Genomic DNA, 20,448 nt, shown 5'->3' on the forward strand with positions numbered 1-20,448 from the left:
TACCTGGGTCAACCAATGCCGATCTGCTCCCGTTGGGTGCGACCGGCTGCGCGGCGAGCGCGCCCCGAGGCGGTGGTGGGCCATGATGGGGTCATGACGTTGACGATCGAGGAGTGCCGGCAGGCGCCGAAGGTGTTGCTTCACGACCACCTCGACGGGGGCTGCGACCTGGGACGATCGCCGAGCTCGCTCTCGAGCACCGCCACACGCTCCCGGTCGACGACCCGGTTGAACTCGGCCGTTGGTTCACCGCGGCAGCCGACTCAGGCTCGCTCGAGCGCTATCTCGAGACCTTCCAGCACACCGTCGGTGTCATGCAGACTGCCTCGGCGCTCACGCGAGTCGCGCGGGAGTGCGTGGAGGATCTGGTCGCGGACGGCGTCGTGTACGCCGAGATCCGGTATGCGCCCGAACAGCATGTCGAGCGTGGCCTCACCCTGGACGAGGTCGTGGCCGCTGTGCAGCAGGGCTTCGATGAGGGAGTGGCCGCTTCGGGCGACCGGATCGTGGTGCGGCAACTGCTCACGGCGATGCGCCACCAGGCCCGATCGCGGGAGATCGCGGAACTTGCGGTGGCCTGGCGGGATCGTGGTGTTGCCGGCTTCGACATCGCCGGCGCGGAGGCCGGGTTCCCTCCGACCCGGCACCTGGACGCGTTCGAGTACCTCCAGCGCGAGAACGCACACTTCACCATCCATGCCGGCGAGGCGTTCGGGCTGCCGTCGATCTGGCAGGCACTCCAGTGGTGTGGTGCCGACCGGCTGGGTCATGGCGTACGCATCGTCGATGACGTCACCGTCACCGACTCGGGGCAGGCGCAGCTCGGCCTGTTGGCCGCCTACGTCCGCGACAAGCGGATCCCGCTCGAACTGTGCCCCGCCTCCAACGTGCAGACCGGTGCCGCTGCCTCGATCGCGGAGCACCCGATCGGGCTGCTCACCGACCTGCGCTTCCGGGTCACCGTCAACACCGACAACCGACTGATGAGCGGCACCTCGATGAGCAAGGAGATGCATGCGCTTTCCGAGGCCTTCGGCTACGGGTTCAGCGAGTTGCGGTGGTTCACCATCAACGCCATGAAGTCGGCGTTCCTGCCGTTCGACGAGCGGTTGAAGCTGATCGAAGAGGTCATCAAGCCCGGCTACGCCTCGCTCACTTCCTGAGGATCTCCCGGATCTGGATGTTCGCCTGGTCCGGGGTGACCGGGGCGCAGCCCTTCACGACGGCGTCGGCGACGACGGAGCGCTGGGCACGCATCAGCGCCAGACCACGACGTATCAGCACCAGCGGCGGTTTGCGGTGCTCGCGCAGGTCACGGGTCAGTCGCCGCCAGAAGGTCACCAGTGGCTGCTGGCGCACGCAGAAGGCAGCAGCCAGCAGGCCGCGCTCTCGGCAGGCCGCCACGACGTCCTGGGCGAAGATGCCCTCGGCGAGGAACAGCGCATGGCCGGCGAGATCGAGCGTCTGCTCGCCACACCGCCCGCTGCGGGAGATGTCGTAGACCGGTGTCGCCGCCGTACCGTCGCTGCAGAGCTTCTCGATCGTGGCGATGGCGTCGGCGGGCAGCCAGGAGTCGGGATGATCCCAGTCCACGAGTCCGGTGTTGGCGCCCTCGAGGATCCGCGGGAGGGAGGGATCGCCCTCGTCCTTGTAGAAGTCGTCGAGCCGCAGCACGGGGAGTCCGGTACGCTCTGCCAGCCGGGACTTACCGGCACCTGATGGTCCGGCGAGGACGATCACCTGGGCGCGCACCGGAGGATTCTAAGCCTAGATCCGTAAGTTGTTGGGTGGCTCGGGAGGGTCGGGCAGGTGTGTCGAGACGTGAGTGTCGTCTCAGAGTGGCCGAATCGTAGTTCTGCAGGCAACGATTCTGCGGCCACGAGAACCCACGACGGTTGATAGCACATGCTGCACCATTGGGCACGTGGTCTTACCATCGTGTCTGACAACCGTGCGGGCAACTCAGCCCAGAAAGTTCAACGCGGCTGTTACGAATTGGTCCTCGATCTGCGTCTCTTCTACATGGCCGCAAACCCAAGACTTGCCGTGTCGGTGAGCCCATCATCGAGCAGCCGACTCGACATCTCCGTATTCGTCGCGGACAACCGCGATCACTGGGTCGCTTACGCCTATGTCCTGACAGGCAGCGCAGAAGCAGCGCAGGATGCGGTCCATGATGTGATCGAGCGGCTCCTGAAGAAGGACATGACGGAAGTCTTGGATCACGACGCATACGCACGTCGAGCGGTGGCCAATGCCTGCTCAGATAGCGGGCGGCGGCGGAGACGAGACCGGCGCCGGGACGAGCAGCTCCGCGCTGAGTGGCATCGGCGACATGCGACTCAAACGGACACCTTCGGAAAGGTGGAGGTTCTCTCGGCGCTCGCTGCCTTGCCGCACCGCCAGCGTGCGGTCGTGGTCCTCAGCTACTACCTGGACCTTGATGACGTCGACATCGCCGACGTGGTGGGGCTCGCGCCCAACAGCGTACGTGTGGTCCGCAGCCGTGCACTGCGCAAACTCCGGAAGATCCTCGGCACAGGAGGTTGTCAATGAGTGAGAAGAGAACCATCGATGACGACCTGGAGACACGTCTCCGAGGAGCCCTCCATGAGATTGGCGACGACGCTCTTCAAGACCTGAGCGTGAACGCACCCCCGCAAGACCTCGGAGGGCCTCGGAGGCAGCGACGCCGCTCCACGGCTCCGCTGCTGGTGACAGCAGCGGTCGTGGCGGTCATCGGCGCGGCAGCAGTGGCGCCGCGGCCGTTCGGCGCGCAGAACGATCGGCAAGCTGTCGGCGAAGGCACGTTCACCTCGTCCAATGAGAAGTCGCCACCGCTTGGTCGACCAGACATACGAAGCGCGGTCGACAGGGTCAGCGCACGAGCGTCTGGCTTTTGGCGAGAACCTGGCTATGGAAAGGTCACGGTCGACTATGAAGCTGCGGCCGTCCGGGTGTTCTGGCGCGGTAGCCCGCCGCCCGACATCGAGAGGTTGCGTGGCATGACGATCGACGGCGTCGCGGTCGACATCATCGACGTCCCCTACAGCGACTCGGACATGGCCGTAGCCGCGCGGCAGGTTCTCAATCACCATGGATCCTTGACGGGCGCCGTCAGGGTTTCGCACACGTTCCCATCCAAGGATTTTTCCGCGCTCGTCGTAGTCGTCGTGAAGACAGGCAACACTCTCGACGCTGCTGTTCTGGAGGAGCTGCTCGCCGAGGTTGCAGGCATACCGGTCGTCGTCAAGTTCACCAAGGACGAATTCGTCGACGGGTCGTGGCCCTTTCAGAGTAGCGGGCGCGGGTAAGAAGCGTGTCACCCGCAGAGGGGTTCCGCGCAGAACGTCGCATGAGGGTGGTTCTCCCCGCTGGGAAACCACCCTCATGCGCTGCAACGTTGGCCTGCCTCGGTGGTGAGGTGCATTGGCCATCCAGACGGACGGTTTAGTGTTCAACACTGATGCCAAACCTGTTCTCGATCTTGTGGATGCCGATCGAGAAGACCTTGTTGTAGCAGGTGGTCGGGGCTGCGGTAGATCCGCAGATGACCGGCTTGTTCCCTTGCGAGATGACACCCCGCGCTCCGACCTTGCCATCACTTCGCTTGATGTAGACCGGGCCACCGCTGTCTGCACCCGAAATGGCCACACCGCCACTGGCGTTCATTGAAATGAAGCCTTGGCAGTCGACCGTCCCTCCCACGCACTTCTTCCACACCCCGGTCTTCTTGATGAGGAGGTTGCAGTGTTCCCCGCTCATGGCGCCGGATGTGCACACGCGCTGCCCTTCAGCAGGTGCGGCGGATCCGCCAACCCAGCTCTGGTACCGACTGTGGCCGGTACCTGCGTTCCACGGGCCGCCGAATACCTTGCCGATGGTTCCGGTGTCGGGGTCGATGAGCAGGGCGTCATAGGCGGGCGCCCGACGGGAGACCGTTCCGATGCGTTCACCGGCGCCGTCGCGGACCACGCCTCCGGTGCCGGTGGCGCAGTGGGCCGCGCTGATGAGCCTGCCGGCGCCGCTGGGGGTGACTGCGGTGAAGGCCGAGCTGCAACCGTTCCCTGCGAAGTTGAGGATTGATCCGCCTTGCCAAGGCGCCGAGTCGTTCCATCGGGTGGCGTCTTCCCACGGAGTGTCTTTGATGATCGTGACTGGCACTTCACTCCGGGCAGCGATCTCGGAGATCGCTCGCGCCCGCTCGGTCGCGGTGGCGGTCTCGTCCACGGCGACGACGAGACCTGACAGATCGTCGTTCGGATGGATGTATACGATCGTTCGGTTGTCCGCCAGGAGCTTGCGACTGACGACAGACAAGTCCTCGTCGCTGTGGGGGCTGGGGACGACGTCCACGGTGACGCCGTCGGTGATCTCGCCGTCCCGTGCTGCGATGTCCCGGGGAGGCCGACCCCTCCAGTAGATCCGGACTCTCGCTTTGGTTTTGTCGACGACGACCTTCCCGTATCCGTCCTCCTTCCAGTGACGGGTTGCCCACTCACTCACGTCGGTCGAGGCGTCGATCGCTTGCGTGGAGATGTCGGTCTCTGGTGGTTTTCCGCCCGGCTCGGCGTGGGATGCCCATGGCACGCTCGCGCCCAGCGCGCTGATCCCGACAAGCGACGCTGTCAATAGTGCTGGTCTTCGTATCGTCATTCTCAAATCTCTCGCTGAGTTCGTTCCAGGGGCCCTTCGTCCTTTTGCGCCAGAACCTAAGGTGGACCAACGAAGCCAGCCAACGGGTTTGGGCCCAGCTGCTCCACTTATGCGCAGAAGTTGTCACCAGCGTGCTAAGAATCCGGTCATCGGCGAGATATCGCCGCTGACACCGACAAGACCTCACGTAGTTTGTGCTCGAGGGCACGGGCCACTTGGCTAAGAGGTTCTGAGGACTGGGCGGAATCCGCCCGAGCACGCCCTCGGCACGTCCACTTCCGCAGAATGTCGTGCTTCCTGCAAGGCCTTCCATGGCTTGGAGCTAATCTGCTGCTGTCTCGCTCGAGCAGTTGGTCGAGTCACCTGCGTCTGTCTCGATCCAGGCCCACGGATGTCCCCAGCGTCGCAATGCGAGCTTGGGCCTCGCGAAGGCGGTCGAGTCCAGGAGGACGACGTCACCGTGCGCCGGGTCGTAGGTGTGCAGCTCGGGGTCGATCACCAAGAGCACGTGACGGGGAAGCCAGCGACTGCCGACATACACGGCCACAGGGCCGGACGTGAGGGCTGCCCTCACGTCGGCCAAGGCCCGGGCACGTCGCCACGGCGGGATCCACCGGACTCGGTGGCGGCAGCCGCCGGCGATGCCGAGGGCGCGGGCCAACGCCCAGGGCGGAGTACCCAGGAACCGGGGCCATGGCAGCTGCAGGCGTCCGTCGCTTCCGCGCAGTCGCAGGAGACGGCGGTGCGTGGTGAGAACTTCGTCGCCGAACCGCCCAGCGGTCTCCTCGGCGTACGCCCCATCGTGGAGCATCCGATACACCACCACGACCGCTGCGCCGCAGCTGAACTGATCGGGCTGACGCAGCGGGCCGTCGGGCAAAGACCTCACGGGCGGCGCGGTTCGGAGCTCAGATGCCGATCGGGTGCCAGACGGTCTTGGTCTCCAGCAACCAGGTCATCGGTTCGATCCCCGGGTCGGTCGACCAGTCGGGCTCGGCGGCCGGAGCCCGGCGTACCCGCTTCAGGTTGTCGGCCGCCGCGATCTCGAGGTCGCGCGCGAGGTCGAGATCGCCGGCGACGCCGGTGAGGTCGATGGCATTCACGTCCATGTGGCCGGCCAGCCACGGGCCGACGGTGGCCGCGGATCCGGTGAGGACGTTGACGACACCGCCGGGCACGTCGGAGGTGGCGAGCACCTCGGCGAACGTGACCGCAGGCAGCGGGCGCTCGTGGGACGAGACCACGACGACCACGTTGCCGGTCGTGATGGCAGGTGCCACCACCGAGACCAGGCCGAGCAGGCTGGACCCCTGCGGCGCGAGCACCGCGACCACGCCGGTGGGCTCGGGGGACGAGAGGTTGAAGAAGGGGCCCGCGACCGGGTTGGCGCTGCCGGTGACCTGCCCGATCTTGTCGGACCACCCGGCGTACCAGACGAGGCGATCGATCGCCTCGTCGACGACCTTGTTGGCCCGCGCCGGGGTGAGGCCTTCGGAACGGACCACGGCATCCACGAACTGCGGCCGTCGGTCCTCCATGACCTCGGCGATCCGGTAGAGGATCTGCGCCCGGTTGTAGGCGGTCCGTGTCGACCAACCGCCGAAGGCCTTGCGGGCGGCGACGACCGCGTCGCGGGCGTCCTTGCGGGAGGCGAGGGACGCGTTGGCCATGAACACTCCCGAGCTGTCGTGCACCTCGTAGGAGTAGCCGGACTCCGATCGGGGGAATGCGCCCCCGATGAAGAGCTTGTAGGTCTTCCTCACGTCGACGCGCGCCATCAGCCGATTCCCTTCAGGTAGCCCTCGAGGCCGTGGCGGCCTCCCTCACGTCCGTAACCGGACTCCTTGTAGCCACCGAACGGGCTGGTGGGGTCGAACTTGTTGAACGTGTTGGCCCACACCACGCCGGCCCGCAGCTTGTCGGCCATCCAGAGGATCCGCGACCCCTTCTCGGTCCACACCCCGGCGGAGAGGCCGTACGGCGTGTTGTTCGCCTTCTCGACGGCTTCTGCGGGCGTGCGGAAGGTCAGGACGGAGAGCACCGGGCCGAAGATCTCCTCGCGCGCGATCCGGTGGGCCTGGGTGACGCCGGTGAACACCGTCGGAGGGAACCAGAAACCCTTCTCGGGCAGGTCGCACGCCGGGGACCAGCGCTCGCCGGCCACCTCCTGCTCGCCGATGTCGGAGAGCTCACGAATGCGGGCCAGCTGTTCGGCGGAGTTGATTGCGCCGATGTCGGTGTTCTTGTCGAGCGGGTCGCCCACGCGCAGCGTGCTCATCCGGGCCTTGAGACGCTCGAGCACCTCGTCGGCCACGGACTCCTGCACCAGCAAACGGCTGCCGGCGCAGCACACGTGCCCCTGGTTGAAGAAGATGCCGCTGACGATCCCTTCGACGGCCTGGTCGATGGGGGCGTCGTCGAAGACGATGTTGGCGGCCTTGCCGCCCAGTTCGAGAGTGACGCGCTTGCTGGTGCCAGCGACGGTACGAGCGATCGCCTTCCCGACCTCGGTCGACCCGGTGAACGCGACCTTGTCGGCGTCATCGTGGGCGACGAGTGCCTGGCCGGTGTCGCCTGCACCGGTGATGATGTTGACGACCCCGGCAGGGAGATCGGCCTGCTGGCAGATCTCGGCGAAGAGGAGCGCCGTCAGCGGCGTGGTCTCGGCCGGCTTCAACACGACGGTGTTGCCAGCGGCGAGCGCCGGGGCGATCTTCCACGCCAGCATCAGCAGGGGGAAGTTCCAGGGGATGACCTGGGCGGCCACGCCCATCGACTGGCTGCCGTAGCCGGAGTACTCGAGCTTGTCGGCCCATCCGGCGTAGTAGAAGAAGTGCGCTGCCGCAACGGGTACGTCGACGTCACGCGCCTCCTTGATCGGCTTCCCGTTGTCGATCGCCTCCAGGACCGCGAGCTCGCGGGCCCGTTCCTGGATGATCCGAGCGATGCGGAAGAGGTACTTCGCCCGCTCACGGCCGGGCAGCTTCGACCAGACCCGTGTGTGCGCACGACGGGCGGCGCGTACGGCGGCGTCCACGTCCTCGGCGGATGCCGCGGCAACCTCGGCGAGCACCTCCTCGGTGGCCGGGTTGATGGTCTTGAACGAGGCACCTGAACCGTCGACGAACTCCCCGTTGATGAAGAGGCCGTAGGAGGCCTTGATGTCCACGATCGCGCGCGATTCCGGCGCGGGGGCGTAGTCGAACACGTTGCTCATCATCAGTCCAAAGTGAAGTAGTCGGGGCCGGAGTAGCGTCCGGTGGTCATCTTGGTGCGCTGCATGAGCAGGTCGTTGAGCAGCGACGAGGCGCCGAAGCGGAACCAGTCCGGATCCAGCCAGTCAGGGCCTGCCACCTCATTGACCATCACCAGATACTTGATCGCATCCTTGGTGGTGCGGATGCCACCGGCTGGCTTCACGCCGATCATCTGCCCGGTTGCGGCGCGGAAGTCGCGCACCGCCTCGAGCATCACCAACGTCACCGGGAGGGTGGCGGCGGGGGACACCTTGCCGGTGGAGGTCTTGATGAAGTGTCCGCCGGCCATCATGGCGAGCCAGGAGGCACGACGTACGTTGTCGTAGGTCTGCAACTCGCCGGTCTCGAAGATCACCTTGAGGTGGGCATCCCCACATGCCTCGCGGACCGCGACGATCTCCTCGAAGACCTGCAGGTAGCGCCCGGACAGGAAGGCCCCGCGGTCGATCACCATGTCGATCTCGTCAGCGCCGGCCTCGACGGCGTCGCGGGTGTCGGCGAGCTTGATGTCGAGGGCCGCGCGACCACTGGGAAAGGCGGTGGCGACGGCCGCGACCTTGACCAGGTCGCCCACGACGCTCTTCACGTCGGCCACCATGTCGGGATAGACGCAGACGGCCGCAGTGGGCGGGCACGTCGGATCGGACGGATCGGGGCGCAGGGCCTTGTTGGCCAGTGCCCGCACCTTGCCCGGGGTGTCCTGTCCCTCCAACGTGGTGAGGTCGACCATGCGGATCGCCAGGTCGATGGCGAACTCCTTGGCGCTGGTCTTGATCGAGCGGGTGCTCAAGCCGGCCACACGGGCTTCGGCTCCCACCTGGTCCACGCCCGGGAGGCCGTGCAGGAAGCGACGCAGCGACGCGTCGGAGGAGGTCACGTCGGCGAACTGGTCCCGGGCCGATGCCGTCGGTGTCTGGGTCACCGCCCCAGCATAGGCACGGAAGCCCGCGGTGACCCGGTGTCGAAGTCACCTCGTAGGGTTCTGTGACCGGCTTGCAACAAATCGAGTGCGACAGATCATCGGAGTGATTCATGGCCCTGCAGGATGAGGACCGCTTCCCGCCGTCCAACGGACGCGCGGTGGGATGGTTCGGCGTCGTCGCGGTCACCGTGGGCATCGTCGTGGTCATCGCGAACGGCTACCAGAGTCAGGATCTCGTCGCGGTGCCGGTGCTCCTGCTCTTCGGCTACCTCGTCTGGGTGGCCGTGCTGCAGACCCAGGCGAGCGTGCGTGACGGCCACCTGGAGCTCAACAACTCCTTCCACACCACCCGTGTGCCGTTGGCGTCGATCACCGAGGCCGAGGTGCGGATGGCGTTGATCGTGCGGCTCGCCGAGGGCGACCGGCTCACCTTTGCGGCGATCTCCCGCTCGCGCCGCGAGATCGCCAAGAACGCCCCGAAGGATCCGCTGACCAACTATCCCGACCTGGTCGAGGCACGGCTGACGCACCGAGCCACGGAGGCTCGGGAGCTCGGTCAGCAACCGGGGCCGGTCGAGCGGGTGCCGTCCCAGCTGCGCATCGGCATCCTCGCCGCCCTGGTGGCGCTCGTGGCGGTCGGCGCGCTGATCGCCTGATCAGAGACCGGCCGCAGCGCGGATGCCCTCGCCGAGTGCGTCCAGGCGACCGGCGGCTGCGATGCGGGCGGCATCGACGCCCCCTCGTCCTCGACGGGTACGACGACCTCGAGGTAGCACTTCACCTTCGGCTCGGTGCCACTGGGCCGCACGATCACCCGGGCGCCGTCGGCGAGCGAGTAGCGCAATCCGTCGGTCGGAGGCAGGTCGTCGGATCCCTGGCTGAGGTCTTCGATGCGCTGCACCGCGAGACCGCCGATCGCGGCTGGCGGCTGCTCACGGAGCCGAGTCATCGCAGCGGGGATGAGGTGCAGGTCGGTGACGCGCACCGAGACCTGGTCGGTGGCGTGCAGCCCGTGTTCGCGGGCGATGTCGTCGAGCAGGTCGACCAGACCACGCCCGTCGGCCTTCGCGATCGCTGCCACGTGGCACAGCAGCAGCGCTGCTGACACCCCGTCCTTGTCCCGCACGTGGGCAGGGTCGACGCAGTAGCCCAACGCCTCCTCGTAGCCGAAGGCGAGTCCCGGGATGCGGCCGATCCACTTGAAGCCGGTCAACGTCTCCTCGTGAGGCTGACCGGATGCTCGGGCGAGCTTGCCGAGTAGGGAGGACGACACGATCGACTGGGCGTAGACGCCCTGCTTTCCGGTGGCCAGCAGGTGCGCCCCGAGCAGCGCCCCGACCTCGTCACCGCGGAGCATCCGCCACCCGTGCGGTCCGGGAACTGCAGCGGCGCAGCGGTCGGCGTCGGGGTCGTTCGCGACAACGAGGTCGGCCCCGACCTCCTCGGCCAGCGCCATGGCGAGGTCCATCGCGCCGGGCTCCTCCGGGTTGGGGAAGGCGACGGTCGGGAAGTCGGGGTCGGGCTGCTGCTGCGCAGCGACGACGTGCGGCGCTGCGAAGCCCGCCTGCTCCAGGACTGCCAGGAAGGTGTCATTGCCGACGCCGTGCATCGGTGTGTAGACGATGCGCAGGTCGCGTGGACCCGCTGGTACGACGGCACGGGCGGCTGCGACGTACCGTTCCAGCAGGGCCTCCTCAACCACGCTGCCCGCATCGCCGCGCGGGATGTCGGCCAGTCGGCCGACGGAGGCGATCTGCTCGGCGATCCGGGCATCGACGGGCGCGACGATCTGGCTGCCGTCACCGAGATAGACCTTGTAGCCGTTGTCGCGGGGCGGGTTGTGGCTGGCGGTCACCATCACGCCGGCCACGGCGCCGAGGTCACGGATCGCGAAGGCGAGCACGGGGGTGGGCAGCGGTCGTGGCATGACCTGCGCCTCGAGGCCCGCCCCGGTCATCACCTCGGCGGTGTCGCGGGCGAAGACGTCGGAGTTGTGGCGCGCGTCGAAACCGATCACCACCGTGTCGCCGGGCCGGGCGCCGGAGGCGAGCAGGTGCGCAGCCAGGCCCGCTGCGGCGCGGGTGACCACCACCCGGTTCATCCGATTGGGCCCCGCCCCGAGCTCGCCACGCAGTCCGGCCGTGCCGAAGGCGAGCGGGGCCCGGAAGGCATCGGCGAGTTCGACGGAGTCACCACCGACCTCGACCGCGGCAATCGCCTGGTCCAGCTCGGCTCGCGTCTGGGGGTCGGGGTCCTCGGCGGCCCAGGCACGGGCCAGTTCCAGCAGTGATCCGTCCATGGAGCGAGGTTAGTTCAACTCGCCGGGGGTGTCGTCGACCTTGCGCCAGGAGTCGACGAGGTCCCAGAGCGTGATCGCCACGGTCGCGATGACGATGACGGTGTTGATGTGGCCGGGGTCGCCGACGTGCTCGTCGATCACCGGCAGCAGGGCGGGGTTGAGGAGGCGGTCGGTGGCCGCCAGCCAGACGACGGGTGCCGCGAAGAGGAGCCCCAGTACGGTGTTGGCGATCGCCAGCCCGCTGGTCCAGTGCCCGGTGCGCCACTTGATGATCTCGAAGCCGATCATCGCGATCGCCACCGCGATCAGGAACGGCAGCCAGAAGGTCCAGAGGTCGGGATCGAGCATCGGCAGCGCCTCGCTGCCGTCCTCGTGCCAGGTCCAGAAGTGCTGGCCGACGAGGAAGGCGATGGCAACCAGCAGGAAGACCACCGAGGCGATCAGCTCGCCGAGGGGGAACTGGGTGGCTCTCGGCGGCTCCGGCAGATCGTCGGGCGACCAGTCGGCGCCGAGGTTCTTCGTCACGTCCTCCGGCGCGGAACCGCGTTCGACGAGGATGCAGACCAACGTGACCCAGAAGACGATCTGGACGCCGACCGTGAAGGTCGTCCACGCCGTGTGGCCGACGACCGCTCCCACGTTGTCGCCGTCGAGGACCTGCACGACGACGGTCACCACCGCGATGACGGGCAGGACGGCGAGGAGGATCGCCTTCAGCAGCCGCACGTAGCTCGGATAGACGGCCGGACCGATCAGGTGCAGCGGTCGTCCGGCATAGCGGGCAGACAGTCGGATCGGGTCGTCGAGCTCGGCGACGGCGGCGTACTCGGCTTGCTCCTGGTCGAGCTGCCCGTCTTCGTGCCGCAGTGAGTCCGCCCGGTCGGCGATGGTGGCTCGGAGCTCGTCGGCGACGTCGTCACGCTGGTCCTCGGGGAGGGAGCGGGTGACCGCGTGGACGTACTTCTCGGTGAGGGTGGCCATGACTACCTCAACTTCTCGATGGACGTGTGGAGGGCTTGCCACTCGGCGAGCAGCGACGCCAGCAGGGCATCGCCGTCCGGGCTGACCCGATAGAACTTGCGTGGGCGTGACTCCTCGGTGTTCCACTCGCTGGTCAGCAACCCCTGCTTCTCCAACCGCCGGAGCAGGGGATAGAGGGTGTTGCCGTCCACGGCGAAACCTGCCCTGCTCAGGGACTCGAGCAGTGCGTAGCCGTAGGTGGGCCGACTCAGCGTGGCCAGCGCCGCCATGACCACGGTGCCGCGGCGCAACTCCTGGAGGTGGCTGGCAAGTACGTCGGAATCACTCACGTCCAACACGATAGTGTGTGTCGCACACTATCGTCAAACGAACAGCATGGCCGGCTAGAACCGACGCGACCGCGGAGCGAAGGTGGGGGCAATCTTCTTGGCGGCCGCCTCACGCGCAGCCCTGGTGTTGGCGGACGCGAGCAGGAAGTACTGCTCCCAGCGCTCGCGTGCGAACGTACGCCGCGGGCCCGCGTGCCAGGTGTCGCCGAAGAGTCGCTTCGTTGCCGCGAGCTGGTCGGGAGAGCGGCTGGCCAACTCGTCCGCGAAGTCGCGGGCCGCTGCCACGGGGTCGTCGGCGAGCTCGCCGACGAGGCCGATGTCGTGGGCTGTCTTGCCGGAGAGGACGCGAGCGGTCATGGTGAGCCGCTTCGCGGTCTCGATGCCGACGAGCTCGGCGAGTGACTGCACGCCCGACATGTCGGGGACGAGGCCCCACTTCGCCTCGAGCACTGACCATTCGGCGTCAGGGGTGGAGATCCGGAAGTCGGCGGCCAGGGCGAGCTGGAGTCCGCCGCCGAAGCAGTGACCGTGCACGGCCGCGATCACCGGAACCGGCAGGCGACGCCAGGCCCAGCAGGCCTCCTGGAACTTGTTGGTGCCGCGCCAGGGCAGCGGCACCAGTGCACCGGCGATGCGTTGCGGCTTCCTCATCACGGTGCCGAAGTCGAGGCCGGCGCAGAAGGAGTCGCCCTCCCCGGAGATGATCACTGTGCGCAGGGTGGTGTCGCGGCGCAAGTCGCGGGCAGTGGCGATGAGCTGGTCGAGGGTGTCGATGGTGAGCCCGTTGAGCTTCTCGGGGCGGGTCAGCCGGACGTGGGCGATGCCGTTCTCGACAGAGTTACTCACCAGTAGGTTCATGGTGACAGGCTAACCGAATGGATTCCGCTCGCCGATTCGTGTTCCGCCACTCGTGGTGGGTCCCGCACGAGGCCGCCCGGTTGCACGAGGTGCTCCTCGACCTCGGCAGCTATCCGCGCTGGTGGCCGCAGGTGCGAGCGGTGGCGAGGATGGGCGCCGACGACGCGTGGGTACGTTGTCGTTCGGTGATGCCGTGGACCCTCGACCTGTTGTTGCATGCGCAATCACGGCAGGTCGGCCGCCTGGAGACCTCGGTCAGTGGCGACCTCGACGGGCGGGTGCGCTGGCTGTTGACCTCGGCGTACGGCGGCACGAGGCTCGACTTCGAGCAGGAGGTGGATCTCGGGGTCGCCTGGGCGGCACCGTTGTTGCGGCCGGTCGAGCCGGTGTTGCGCTGGAACCACGACGCGATGATGCGCGGGTGCCGGCGCGGACTGGGCGAATGGCTCCGGACGGCTCGCTGACTCAGTCGAGCGCCGGGCGCCAGGCCCCTCGCCGGCGAAGGGGCCGCCGACCATCGATGCCTCGAAGTCGTCCTCGGGGCGCTGGGGGAGGAGAGCCGCCCACGCCTCGGCATCGTCTTGTGGGTGGTAGCCGAGTGCCCTTCCCGGTGCGAGATCCCACCAGGCGCGGGTGTTGGCGGAGATGCCGTAGAGAGTTGCGAAACCCGGCGCGGGTGCGGCGAGCGCGGCCTCCACCATGCGCACACAGTCGTCGGGGGAGAGCCAGGTGGCGAGATGGCGGCGGTGCACGGGCTCGGGCAGGAAGGATCCGATGCGGCAGGCGACGGCGTCGATGCCATGGCGATCGGCGAAGAGCTGCATCAGTGCCTCGGCGGCGATCTTGCTGACGCCGTAATAGGTGTCGGGGCGCGGAGCCGCGTCGGTGCCGACCAACTCGCCGGCCGGCGTACGGCCGACGGCGTGGTTGGAGGAGGCGTAGACGAGGCGGCCGACGCCGTGGGTGACCATGGCGTCCAGGAGCGCCGCCGTGGTCAGCACGTGGGAGGCAAGCGAGTCCGGCAGGCTGGCCTCGGCCGGGTTGCCGGCGAGGTGGACGACGGCGTCGAGTGGCTGGGCCGCCACTGCGTCGAGTACGGCGTCCGCGTCCGTGCAGTCGGCGACGTGCCATCCGCCGTCGGCGTGGCCGGGTGTCTCGACGAGGTCGAGACCGGTGACGCCGTGCCCGGCCGCGGTCAGTGCGGGGACGATCGCCTGGCCAATGGAGCCGGCGGCGCCGGAGACGAGGATCTGCATGGCAGCGAGCCTACGACTCCGGCGGCCTCGCCGGCCTCAAGAATCCCCGCCGGATCAGCGCTGGTAGGCCGCCAGGTTCTCGCCGAGCTCGACGAAGAAGGCCTGGTTGCAGCCGAAGGCGGCCTTGACCTCGGTGACGATCTCATCGCGCTGTTCGGCGGTCACCGGCAGCGCGTCGAGGGCTGCGCGGTAGCCGTCCTTGTAGACCTTCGGCTTCTCGATCTGCTCGAAGCGATAGAAGGAGAGGCCTTCGCCATCGGCGTCGAGCTCGTAGGTGCGGGCCAGGATGCGGCCGATGGCCAGGCCGCCGGAGAGGTCGCCCAGGTAGCGGGTGTAGTGGTGCGCGGCGTAACGGGCCGGGTTGTCGACCGTGGCCTCGATCCGAGCCGCGTAGGCCTCGGCGGCGGGGGAGGAGTGGCTGCCTGCCGCGACGCCGGCACGAGCTGCCCAGTAGTCGATGTCGGCGTCGAGGGCGCTGCTGCGCTCGAGCTGGGTGTCGTGGATGCCGTCGACCGGGCTGGTGGTCGCGAGCTCGCGGCCAACCTTCTCGAGGGCGCGGTAGACGGTGCGCAGGCCCTCGAGGTAGTGCAGGTAGCCGAGGGCGTTGATCTTGCCGGCCATCAAGTCGGTGGTGAAGCCGGCGTGCTCGGCCTGCTCATGTTCCGACATCGAGCCCTCGCGCATGGCAACGGAGAGCGGAGTGGTGGTCGGTGCGGTGTCGAGCGCGGTCATGGTGGCTCCTCTGGTGTCTGGGTGCCGCGTCGGCGACGGGCGATTGGGTGTCGCCGGGACGTGGCTCTGACACATTGTCCAAAACATGTGGACAGGTTGTCAACTGTGATGCCGACAACTTGTCAACGCCACGTGGATGAAGTTAGGCTAACCTGAGTTGGGGGAAAATTGCGAGAGGCTTCACGCGGCGGACCGTCGCGCTTGATGCCTCGGAATCAAGCGGCCCACCCGATGGGTCGAGGTGAGGGGAGTGATCCGGTGCGCCGCGTCGTCGCCGTAGTTCTGGCCGTAGTCCTGACGCTGCTCGCTGCGTGCGGGATCGAGGTCGACAAGTCCGAGGACGCCCACGGCGCCACGGGCACAGCCGCCCCCGACCTCGACAGCGTGACGCCGCTCGACGACGTACGTGACTGGAAGGGGCCGGCCACCGCGGTGGCTGCGGACCCGGCCGTCCACCCCGTCGCCGACAACCCCGAGCAGAAGCTCCCGGTCACCGTCACCGACAACCAAGGCACCAAGGTCACCGTCAAGGACACGTCACGGGTCCTGGCGCTCGACGTCTACGGCTCGCTGTCGCGGATCACCTACGAGCTCGGCCTGGGCGACACGCTCATCGGGCGGGACGTGTCGACGCAGTTCGAGGAGGCGCAGGATCTCCCGCTGGTCACCCACGGCGGTCACGACCTCAGTGCCGAGTCGATCCTCGATCTCGACCCCACGTTGATCATCACCGACACCTCCCTCGGTCCGTGGGACGTCATCTTGCAGATGCGCGAGGCGGGCATCCCGGTGGTCGTCGTCGACTCCACGCGCTCGATCGACAACGTCTCCTCGCTGATCGACGAGGTCGCCACCGCCCTGGGGGTGCCGGCCGAGGGCAAGGTCCTTGCCGAGCGCAGCCAGGCCCAGATCGACGACGTGCTCGCCAAGATCGCGAAGGTCGCTCCTCAGCAGGAGTCGGGCCAGTTGCGGACGATCTTCCTCTACGTCCGTGGGCAGGCCAACACCTACCAGCTCTTCGGTGAGGGGTCGGGTGCCGACACGTTGATCGAGGCGCTCGGGCTCTACGACGTGGCGAAGGAGATCAACTGGAAGGGCTCCCGCTCGGTCACTGCGGAGGCATTGATCGAGGCGCAACCCGACCTGGTGCTCCTCATGTCGAAGGGGCTCGAGTCGGTCGGCGGTGTCGACGGGCTGCTGGAGAAGGTCCCGGCGCTGGCCAGCACTCCGGCCGGCGAGAACCAGCGCGTCGTCGACATGTCCGACTCCCAGATCCTCGGCTACGGGCCCATGACCGCCCAGGTGCTCAATGCTCTCGCCGTCGCCATCTACGCTCCGGGGTCGCTGACGTGAGCATCCGTACGACGACGCTCGACTCGGGGTGCCGATGACCACCGTCACCGCGGGGCTCGGCAGCCTCCGCGACCGGATCGCCGGTCGCGTCGCGACGAAGGTCGGACTCTTCGCCGTCCTCGGTGCGCTGCTGGTGGTCGTGGTGCTGTTCGGCGCCGGGCAAGGTGCGGTCAACGTGCCGCCGCAAGAGGTGCTCGGGTCGGTGATGCACAAGCTGGGCCTCGACATCGGTCCGATGCCGACCCATCCGCGTGGTGACGACGCGCTCTGGAACGTGCGGTTCCCGCGGGTGGCCATCGCCGTGCTGGTCGGTGCGTCCTCGCCACCGCAGGTGCGGTGATGCAGGGCGTCTTCGGCAACCCGCTGGCCGAGCCCGGCGTGGTCGGGGTCTCCTCCGGCGCTGCCGTGGCCGCCGCCGCCGTGATCGTCTTCGAACTCGACTTCGCAGGCAGCTGGACCATCGCGATCGCCGCCTTCCTCGGCGGTCTCATCACCACCTTCCTCGTCTACTTCCTCTCCCGGGAGGGCGGGCGTACCGAGGTCGTCACCCTGGTGCTGACCGGCATCGCGCTGAACGCGATGACCAGCGCCGGCCTGGCGTTCCTGCTCTTCCTGGCCAACACCTCGGCCCGCGAGGAGATCGTCTTCTGGCAGCTCGGCAGCCTCAACGGCGCCCGCTGGGAGAAGGTCGGCATCGTCGCAGTCCTCGCGGTCGTCGGTGTCGCCGCGGCCATCGTGATGTCGCGTCAGCTCGACCTCCTCGCCCTCGGCGACCGGGCGGCGCGCCACGTCGGCGTCGACGTCGAACGGCTCCGCATGAAGGCGATCATCGTGGTTGCCGTCCTCACCGGTGGCGCCGTGGCCTTCTGCGGCATCATCGCCTTCATCGGCCTGGTCGTGCCCCACTTGGTGCGGTTGATCATCGGTCCCGGCCACCGCCTGCTGATCCCGGCCAGCGCGTTGGGTGGCGCCGTGCTGCTGACGGCGGCCGACCTCTGGGCGCGCACCGCGATCGTCAACGCCGACCTCCCGATCGGCATGCTCACCTCACTCGTCGGCGGCCCCTTCTTCTTCTGGTTGATCCGCAGGGCTAGGCGGACGGCAGGTGGTTGGGCATGAAGCACCGCATCGAGCCGGTCATCGGTGAGGTCATGCTCGCCGGGCACGACGTCACGCTCACCCTGGGGGACGCGCAGATCCTCAGGGGCGTCGACGTCGAGGTGCGCGCAGGCGAAGTGCTGGCCCTGGTCGGGCCCAACGGTGCCGGCAAGTCGACGCTGCTCGGCGTCCTGGCGGGCGACCACACGCCGACCAACGGCGACGTCAGACTGCGTGGCGAGTCGCTGCGGAGCTTCAGCTCCCAGCATGCGGCACGTGAGCGCGGGGTGCTCATGCAGAAGCAGACGCTCTCCTTCGGCTTCGTCGTGCGCGACGTGGTGATGATGGGGCGGGCGCCGTGGCACCGCAGTCCCCAGTCCGATCTCGACGAGGCGATCGTCGACGAGGCGATCAAGCGTGCTGACGTCGGCCACCTGACGAGCCGTCACTTCCCGACGCTGTCAGGTGGTGAGCAGGGGCGTACGGCGTTTGCCCGGTTGCTCGCCCAGGACACTCCCGTCCTGATGCTCGACGAGCCGACCGCGGCCCTCGACATCCATCACCAGGAGCAGGTGCTCTCGGTGGTGCGTGAGGCTGCCGACGCAGGCGCGGCGGTCGTCGTCGTGCTCCACGACCTGTCGTTGGCGGCGGCCTATGCCGACCAGGTCTGTGTGCTCGCAAGAGGAGAGGTGCGCGCGCTCGGCCGCCCCGACGACGTACTCACCTCGGACCTCCTCTCCGAGGTCTATTCCCATCCGGTGCAGGTCCTGCGCCACGAAGGCCAGCTGGTGGTCGTGCCGGTGCGCCGGCCCAGCAAGGAAGGTGCTTGATGTTGTCGAGGCGTACGTCGCTGCTCACCCTGGTTGCGCTGGTCGCGGGCATCCTGCTGCCGGTCTTCGCGGTGGCTCCCGCCCACGCGGCAGCCTCGGTGAGCGTGCGCAACCCGGCAGGCAGCGCGCAGATCGATGGTCAGTACTCGACGAAGCTGACCGTCTCCGGCAGCGGCTTCCAGTCGATTCGTGGCGGTCACGGCGGCATCTATGTCTGGTTCGGCACTGTCGGCAGTGGCTGGAAGCCCAGCCAGGGCGGCGTCTCCGGACAGGACTACCAATACATCCCCGACTCCGAGTCGGCTAACAACAAGGGTTTCCAGCGCTACATCGCCTTCCCGGGCTCCGACACTGCGTCGTCGGCCCACGGCACGATGAGCGACAGCGGGGCCTGGAGCGCCACCATCACGGTGCCCGGGCCGACCTTCCAGGCTGTCGGCCGCAACGGTTCGGCCACGACGGTGGACTGCCGCAAGGTGCAGTGCGGGATCATCACCGTCGGTGCGCACGGGGTGAAGAACGCGCAGAACGAGACGTTCACGCCGGTGTCGGTCGGGACGGTCAGCACCGCGCAGGACGAAGCGCCGGCAGACGAGACCTCGGCCGACGAGCCGGCCTCCGCCGACGAGACCACGACACCCAAGAAGGTGAAGCTGGGCAAGCCCAAGCTGGAGGTCGACCGGACGTCGGCCGTGGCCGGGCGAGTGCTCTCCTTCACCGTCTCGGGGATGACCCCCGACTCGCAGCTCTCGGTGGTCTTCGATGACGGACGAGCTGCTGCCGGGCCGTTCCTGGTGGGCGACAACGGGCAGTTCGCCGGCGTCATCACGCTGCCTGTCGACCTGCCTGCAGGCACCTACGAGCTGCGCGTCTTCGGGGTGAAGAACCCACCGTCGATGAAGTTCGCCGTGCGGGCAGCCGACGAGGTGAGCACCGCCGCGACCGCACCGGCGAGCAACGAGAGCGACGACAGCGAGAAGTGGGGCATGATCTTCGCCGGTCTCGCCGGTGCCGTGCTGCTGGTGGCGCTGGCCCGCCTGTTGCTGATGGCGAGGGGGCGTCGTGCGCAGTCCTGAGACGCGGTACGCCGCTCGTCCGGTCGCTGCCGTCCTGCTGGTCGTGCTCGCCGTGGTGCTGGCGTTCAGTGCGGTGATGAACGTGCCGGGGGCGTCGGCGGATCCGATCGGCGGCGACCCGCGATGCACGCAGACCATCAAGAGCGGTGCTTTGGAATGGGACCTCTCGAAGTATCTGGCGGCCTTCGCCACTGGCGACCGGCCCACGACGTGGCGCAACGGCAGCGGTGAGGTTGGCGACGACGGATCGGTCGACGCTTCCTTCGAAGGCACGTCGGTCCACTTCGATGAGGAGTCGGGTGCTTGGCTGAAGATCACCGATCCCGTGGTCACGCTCGACGGTTCCGGGGCCGGCGCCTTGCGCGCCGAGGTCGCCTATGGAATCGCGGGGCAGGACGAGGATGGGATAGTCGAGTTCGATCCTGAGCAGGAGCCTTTGAGGACGGCGACCGTCGAGGTCATCACCGTCAAGGGTCAGGTTGTCGTCAAGGACCGGACCATGACCGCCGATGAACTCACTGCCCAGTGGTCCGACGCATTCCTCGACCTCCTCAAGGGGAGCCGGACGGCACCCCCGCGACACCGGCTTTTCCACACGTCGACCAGGTCGATGACACTGCGAACGGCCGGCCGAGCCCGGTCTCGGTCGCTGCGGTTCTCTCGACCCTGCCGGAAGAATGCGCGTCGACCGCACCACCGACCGACACGCCGTCGAAGGAACCGACCGATGAGCCAAAGCCCACGGCGGTCGAGGTCGATGACGCAGTCTTCCGCTGGGGGCTGAACCGCACATCGAACGCG

At 67.9% G+C, this 20,448-nt stretch carries 21 protein-coding genes and 1 pseudogene; 10 read left to right on the plus strand and 12 right to left on the minus strand.

What is annotated here, in order from left to right; translation table 11 throughout:
* The first annotated feature begins 93 nt into the window (after positions 1–93).
* A pseudogene (locus L1066_RS07695) lies at positions 94–1,163 on the plus strand (adenosine deaminase).
* On the opposite strand, the gene L1066_RS07700 reads toward L1066_RS07695, so the two are convergent.
* Positions 1,153–1,752 (minus strand): ATP-binding protein, encoded by a 600-nt coding sequence (locus tag L1066_RS07700; RefSeq protein ID WP_235735793.1) that lies wholly within the window; start codon positions 1,750–1,752, stop codon positions 1,153–1,155. The pseudogene L1066_RS07695 and the gene L1066_RS07700 sit on opposite strands and share 11 nt — an antisense overlap.
* Before the next feature lie 186 nt (positions 1,753–1,938).
* Here L1066_RS07700 and L1066_RS07705 point away from each other — a divergent pair, with 186 nt between their 5' ends.
* Positions 1,939–2,556, plus strand: a complete 618-nt coding sequence (locus tag L1066_RS07705) for an RNA polymerase sigma factor (RefSeq protein WP_235735794.1) — start codon at positions 1,939–1,941, stop codon at positions 2,554–2,556.
* Positions 2,553–3,314: a hypothetical protein gene (locus tag L1066_RS07710; RefSeq protein WP_235735795.1), complete on the plus strand. Its 762-nt coding sequence runs from the start codon at positions 2,553–2,555 to the stop codon at positions 3,312–3,314. Before L1066_RS07705 ends, L1066_RS07710 begins: the two co-directional genes overlap by 4 nt.
* Before the next feature lie 136 nt (positions 3,315–3,450).
* On the opposite strand, the gene L1066_RS07715 is transcribed toward L1066_RS07710, so the two are convergent.
* The 5 genes from L1066_RS07715 to deoC all read right to left on the minus strand — a co-directional run bounded on the left by L1066_RS07715 (position 3,451) and on the right by deoC (position 8,835).
* Complete coding sequence (locus L1066_RS07715) at positions 3,451–4,590, minus strand: chymotrypsin family serine protease (protein WP_235735796.1); 1,140 nt, start codon at positions 4,588–4,590, stop codon at positions 3,451–3,453.
* A gap of 388 nt (positions 4,591–4,978) precedes the next feature.
* Positions 4,979–5,545: a hypothetical protein gene (locus tag L1066_RS07720; protein WP_235735797.1), complete on the minus strand. Its 567-nt coding sequence runs from the start codon at positions 5,543–5,545 to the stop codon at positions 4,979–4,981.
* Positions 5,546–5,564: 19 nt separating this feature from the next.
* The gene (locus tag L1066_RS07725; RefSeq protein WP_235735798.1) at positions 5,565–6,434 is read right to left on the minus strand and encodes an aldehyde dehydrogenase family protein; all 870 of its coding nucleotides are present in this window, start codon (positions 6,432–6,434) and stop codon (positions 5,565–5,567) included.
* Positions 6,434–7,876: an aldehyde dehydrogenase family protein gene (locus tag L1066_RS07730; protein WP_235735799.1), complete on the minus strand. Its 1,443-nt coding sequence runs from the start codon at positions 7,874–7,876 to the stop codon at positions 6,434–6,436. The genes L1066_RS07725 and L1066_RS07730 overlap by 1 nt, the downstream gene beginning before the upstream one ends.
* Positions 7,876–8,835, minus strand: a complete 960-nt coding sequence (gene deoC, locus L1066_RS07735) for a deoxyribose-phosphate aldolase (protein ID WP_235735800.1) — start codon at positions 8,833–8,835, stop codon at positions 7,876–7,878. Before deoC ends, L1066_RS07730 begins: the two co-directional genes overlap by 1 nt.
* 110 nt (positions 8,836–8,945) lie before the next feature.
* Between deoC and L1066_RS07740 the strand changes: the two genes are divergently transcribed.
* Entirely contained in the window at positions 8,946–9,491 is a 546-nt protein-coding gene (locus tag L1066_RS07740; RefSeq protein WP_235735801.1) for a hypothetical protein, read from the plus strand.
* Here L1066_RS07740 and L1066_RS07745 read toward each other — a convergent pair.
* The 6 genes from L1066_RS07745 to L1066_RS07770 form a co-directional block, all read right to left on the minus strand.
* Positions 9,392–11,134 carry a phospho-sugar mutase gene (locus L1066_RS07745; protein ID WP_235735802.1) on the minus strand — a complete coding sequence of 581 codons (1,743 nt, stop codon included), beginning with the start codon at positions 11,132–11,134 and terminating at the stop codon, positions 9,392–9,394. The genes L1066_RS07740 and L1066_RS07745 overlap by 100 nt on opposite strands.
* A gap of 9 nt (positions 11,135–11,143) precedes the next feature.
* A complete protein-coding gene (locus L1066_RS07750; protein ID WP_235735803.1) occupies positions 11,144–12,115 on the minus strand; it encodes a hypothetical protein in 972 nt (323 codons plus the stop codon).
* A 2-nt stretch (positions 12,116–12,117) separates the two neighbouring features.
* Positions 12,118–12,444, minus strand: a complete 327-nt coding sequence (locus tag L1066_RS07755) for a PadR family transcriptional regulator (protein WP_235735804.1) — start codon at positions 12,442–12,444, stop codon at positions 12,118–12,120.
* A 54-nt stretch (positions 12,445–12,498) separates the two neighbouring features.
* Complete coding sequence (locus L1066_RS07760; RefSeq protein ID WP_235735805.1) at positions 12,499–13,290, minus strand: crotonase/enoyl-CoA hydratase family protein; 792 nt, start codon at positions 13,288–13,290, stop codon at positions 12,499–12,501.
* Positions 13,291–13,526: 236 nt separating this feature from the next.
* A complete protein-coding gene (locus L1066_RS07765) occupies positions 13,527–14,558 on the minus strand; it encodes an NAD-dependent epimerase/dehydratase family protein (RefSeq protein WP_235735806.1) in 1,032 nt (343 codons plus the stop codon).
* Between the two features lie 54 nt (positions 14,559–14,612).
* Positions 14,613–15,290 (minus strand): biliverdin-producing heme oxygenase, encoded by a 678-nt coding sequence (locus L1066_RS07770; RefSeq protein ID WP_235735807.1) that lies wholly within the window; start codon positions 15,288–15,290, stop codon positions 14,613–14,615.
* A 258-nt stretch (positions 15,291–15,548) separates the two neighbouring features.
* On the opposite strand from L1066_RS07770, the gene L1066_RS07775 reads away from it, so the two are divergent.
* The 6 genes from L1066_RS07775 to L1066_RS07800 are packed head-to-tail and all read left to right on the plus strand — an operon-like array spanning position 15,549 to position 20,431.
* Positions 15,549–16,643 carry a heme/hemin ABC transporter substrate-binding protein gene (locus L1066_RS07775; protein ID WP_235735808.1) on the plus strand — a complete coding sequence of 365 codons (1,095 nt, stop codon included), beginning with the start codon at positions 15,549–15,551 and terminating at the stop codon, positions 16,641–16,643.
* A 34-nt stretch (positions 16,644–16,677) separates the two neighbouring features.
* On the plus strand, positions 16,678–16,983 hold the full coding sequence (locus tag L1066_RS07780) for a hypothetical protein (protein ID WP_235735809.1): 306 nt from the start codon (positions 16,678–16,680) through the stop codon (positions 16,981–16,983).
* Positions 16,983–17,762, plus strand: a complete 780-nt coding sequence (locus L1066_RS07785) for a FecCD family ABC transporter permease (protein ID WP_235735810.1) — start codon at positions 16,983–16,985, stop codon at positions 17,760–17,762. Before L1066_RS07780 ends, L1066_RS07785 begins: the two co-directional genes overlap by 1 nt.
* The gene (locus L1066_RS07790; protein WP_235735811.1) at positions 17,759–18,571 is read left to right on the plus strand and encodes a heme ABC transporter ATP-binding protein; all 813 of its coding nucleotides are present in this window, start codon (positions 17,759–17,761) and stop codon (positions 18,569–18,571) included. The genes L1066_RS07785 and L1066_RS07790 overlap by 4 nt, the downstream gene beginning before the upstream one ends.
* The gene (locus L1066_RS07795) at positions 18,568–19,647 is read left to right on the plus strand and encodes a hypothetical protein (RefSeq protein WP_235735812.1); all 1,080 of its coding nucleotides are present in this window, start codon (positions 18,568–18,570) and stop codon (positions 19,645–19,647) included. The genes L1066_RS07790 and L1066_RS07795 overlap by 4 nt, the downstream gene beginning before the upstream one ends.
* Complete coding sequence (locus L1066_RS07800) at positions 19,634–20,431, plus strand: hypothetical protein (protein ID WP_235735813.1); 798 nt, start codon at positions 19,634–19,636, stop codon at positions 20,429–20,431. Before L1066_RS07795 ends, L1066_RS07800 begins: the two co-directional genes overlap by 14 nt.
* The last annotated feature ends 17 nt before the right edge of the window (positions 20,432–20,448 follow it).

The organism is Nocardioides alcanivorans, from assembly GCF_021555175.1.
Taxonomy (GTDB): Bacteria; Actinomycetota; Actinomycetes; order Propionibacteriales; family Nocardioidaceae; genus Nocardioides; species Nocardioides alcanivorans.

What these genes read in the sequence shown, in the direction of transcription:
- L1066_RS07780 (WP_235735809.1), top strand. Translation starts at nt 16,678, where the DNA reads ATGACCACCGTCACCGCGGGGCTCGGCAGCCTCCGCGACCGGATCGCC.
- L1066_RS07725 (WP_235735798.1), bottom strand. Translation starts at nt 6,434, where the DNA reads ATGGCGCGCGTCGACGTGAGGAAGACCTACAAGCTCTTCATCGGGGGC.
- L1066_RS07750 (WP_235735803.1), bottom strand. Translation starts at nt 12,115, where the DNA reads ATGGCCACCCTCACCGAGAAGTACGTCCACGCGGTCACCCGCTCCCTC.
- L1066_RS07765 (WP_235735806.1), bottom strand. Translation starts at nt 14,558, where the DNA reads ATGCAGATCCTCGTCTCCGGCGCCGCCGGCTCCATTGGCCAGGCGATC.
- L1066_RS07730 (WP_235735799.1), bottom strand. Translation starts at nt 7,876, where the DNA reads ATGATGAGCAACGTGTTCGACTACGCCCCCGCGCCGGAATCGCGCGCG.
- L1066_RS07770 (WP_235735807.1), bottom strand. Translation starts at nt 15,290, where the DNA reads ATGACCGCGCTCGACACCGCACCGACCACCACTCCGCTCTCCGTTGCC.
- L1066_RS07790 (WP_235735811.1), top strand. Translation starts at nt 17,759, where the DNA reads ATGAAGCACCGCATCGAGCCGGTCATCGGTGAGGTCATGCTCGCCGGG.
- L1066_RS07710 (WP_235735795.1), top strand. Translation starts at nt 2,553, where the DNA reads ATGAGTGAGAAGAGAACCATCGATGACGACCTGGAGACACGTCTCCGA.
- L1066_RS07785 (WP_235735810.1), top strand. Translation starts at nt 16,983, where the DNA reads ATGCAGGGCGTCTTCGGCAACCCGCTGGCCGAGCCCGGCGTGGTCGGG.
- L1066_RS07745 (WP_235735802.1), bottom strand. Translation starts at nt 11,134, where the DNA reads ATGGACGGATCACTGCTGGAACTGGCCCGTGCCTGGGCCGCCGAGGAC.
- L1066_RS07740 (WP_235735801.1), top strand. Translation starts at nt 8,946, where the DNA reads ATGGCCCTGCAGGATGAGGACCGCTTCCCGCCGTCCAACGGACGCGCG.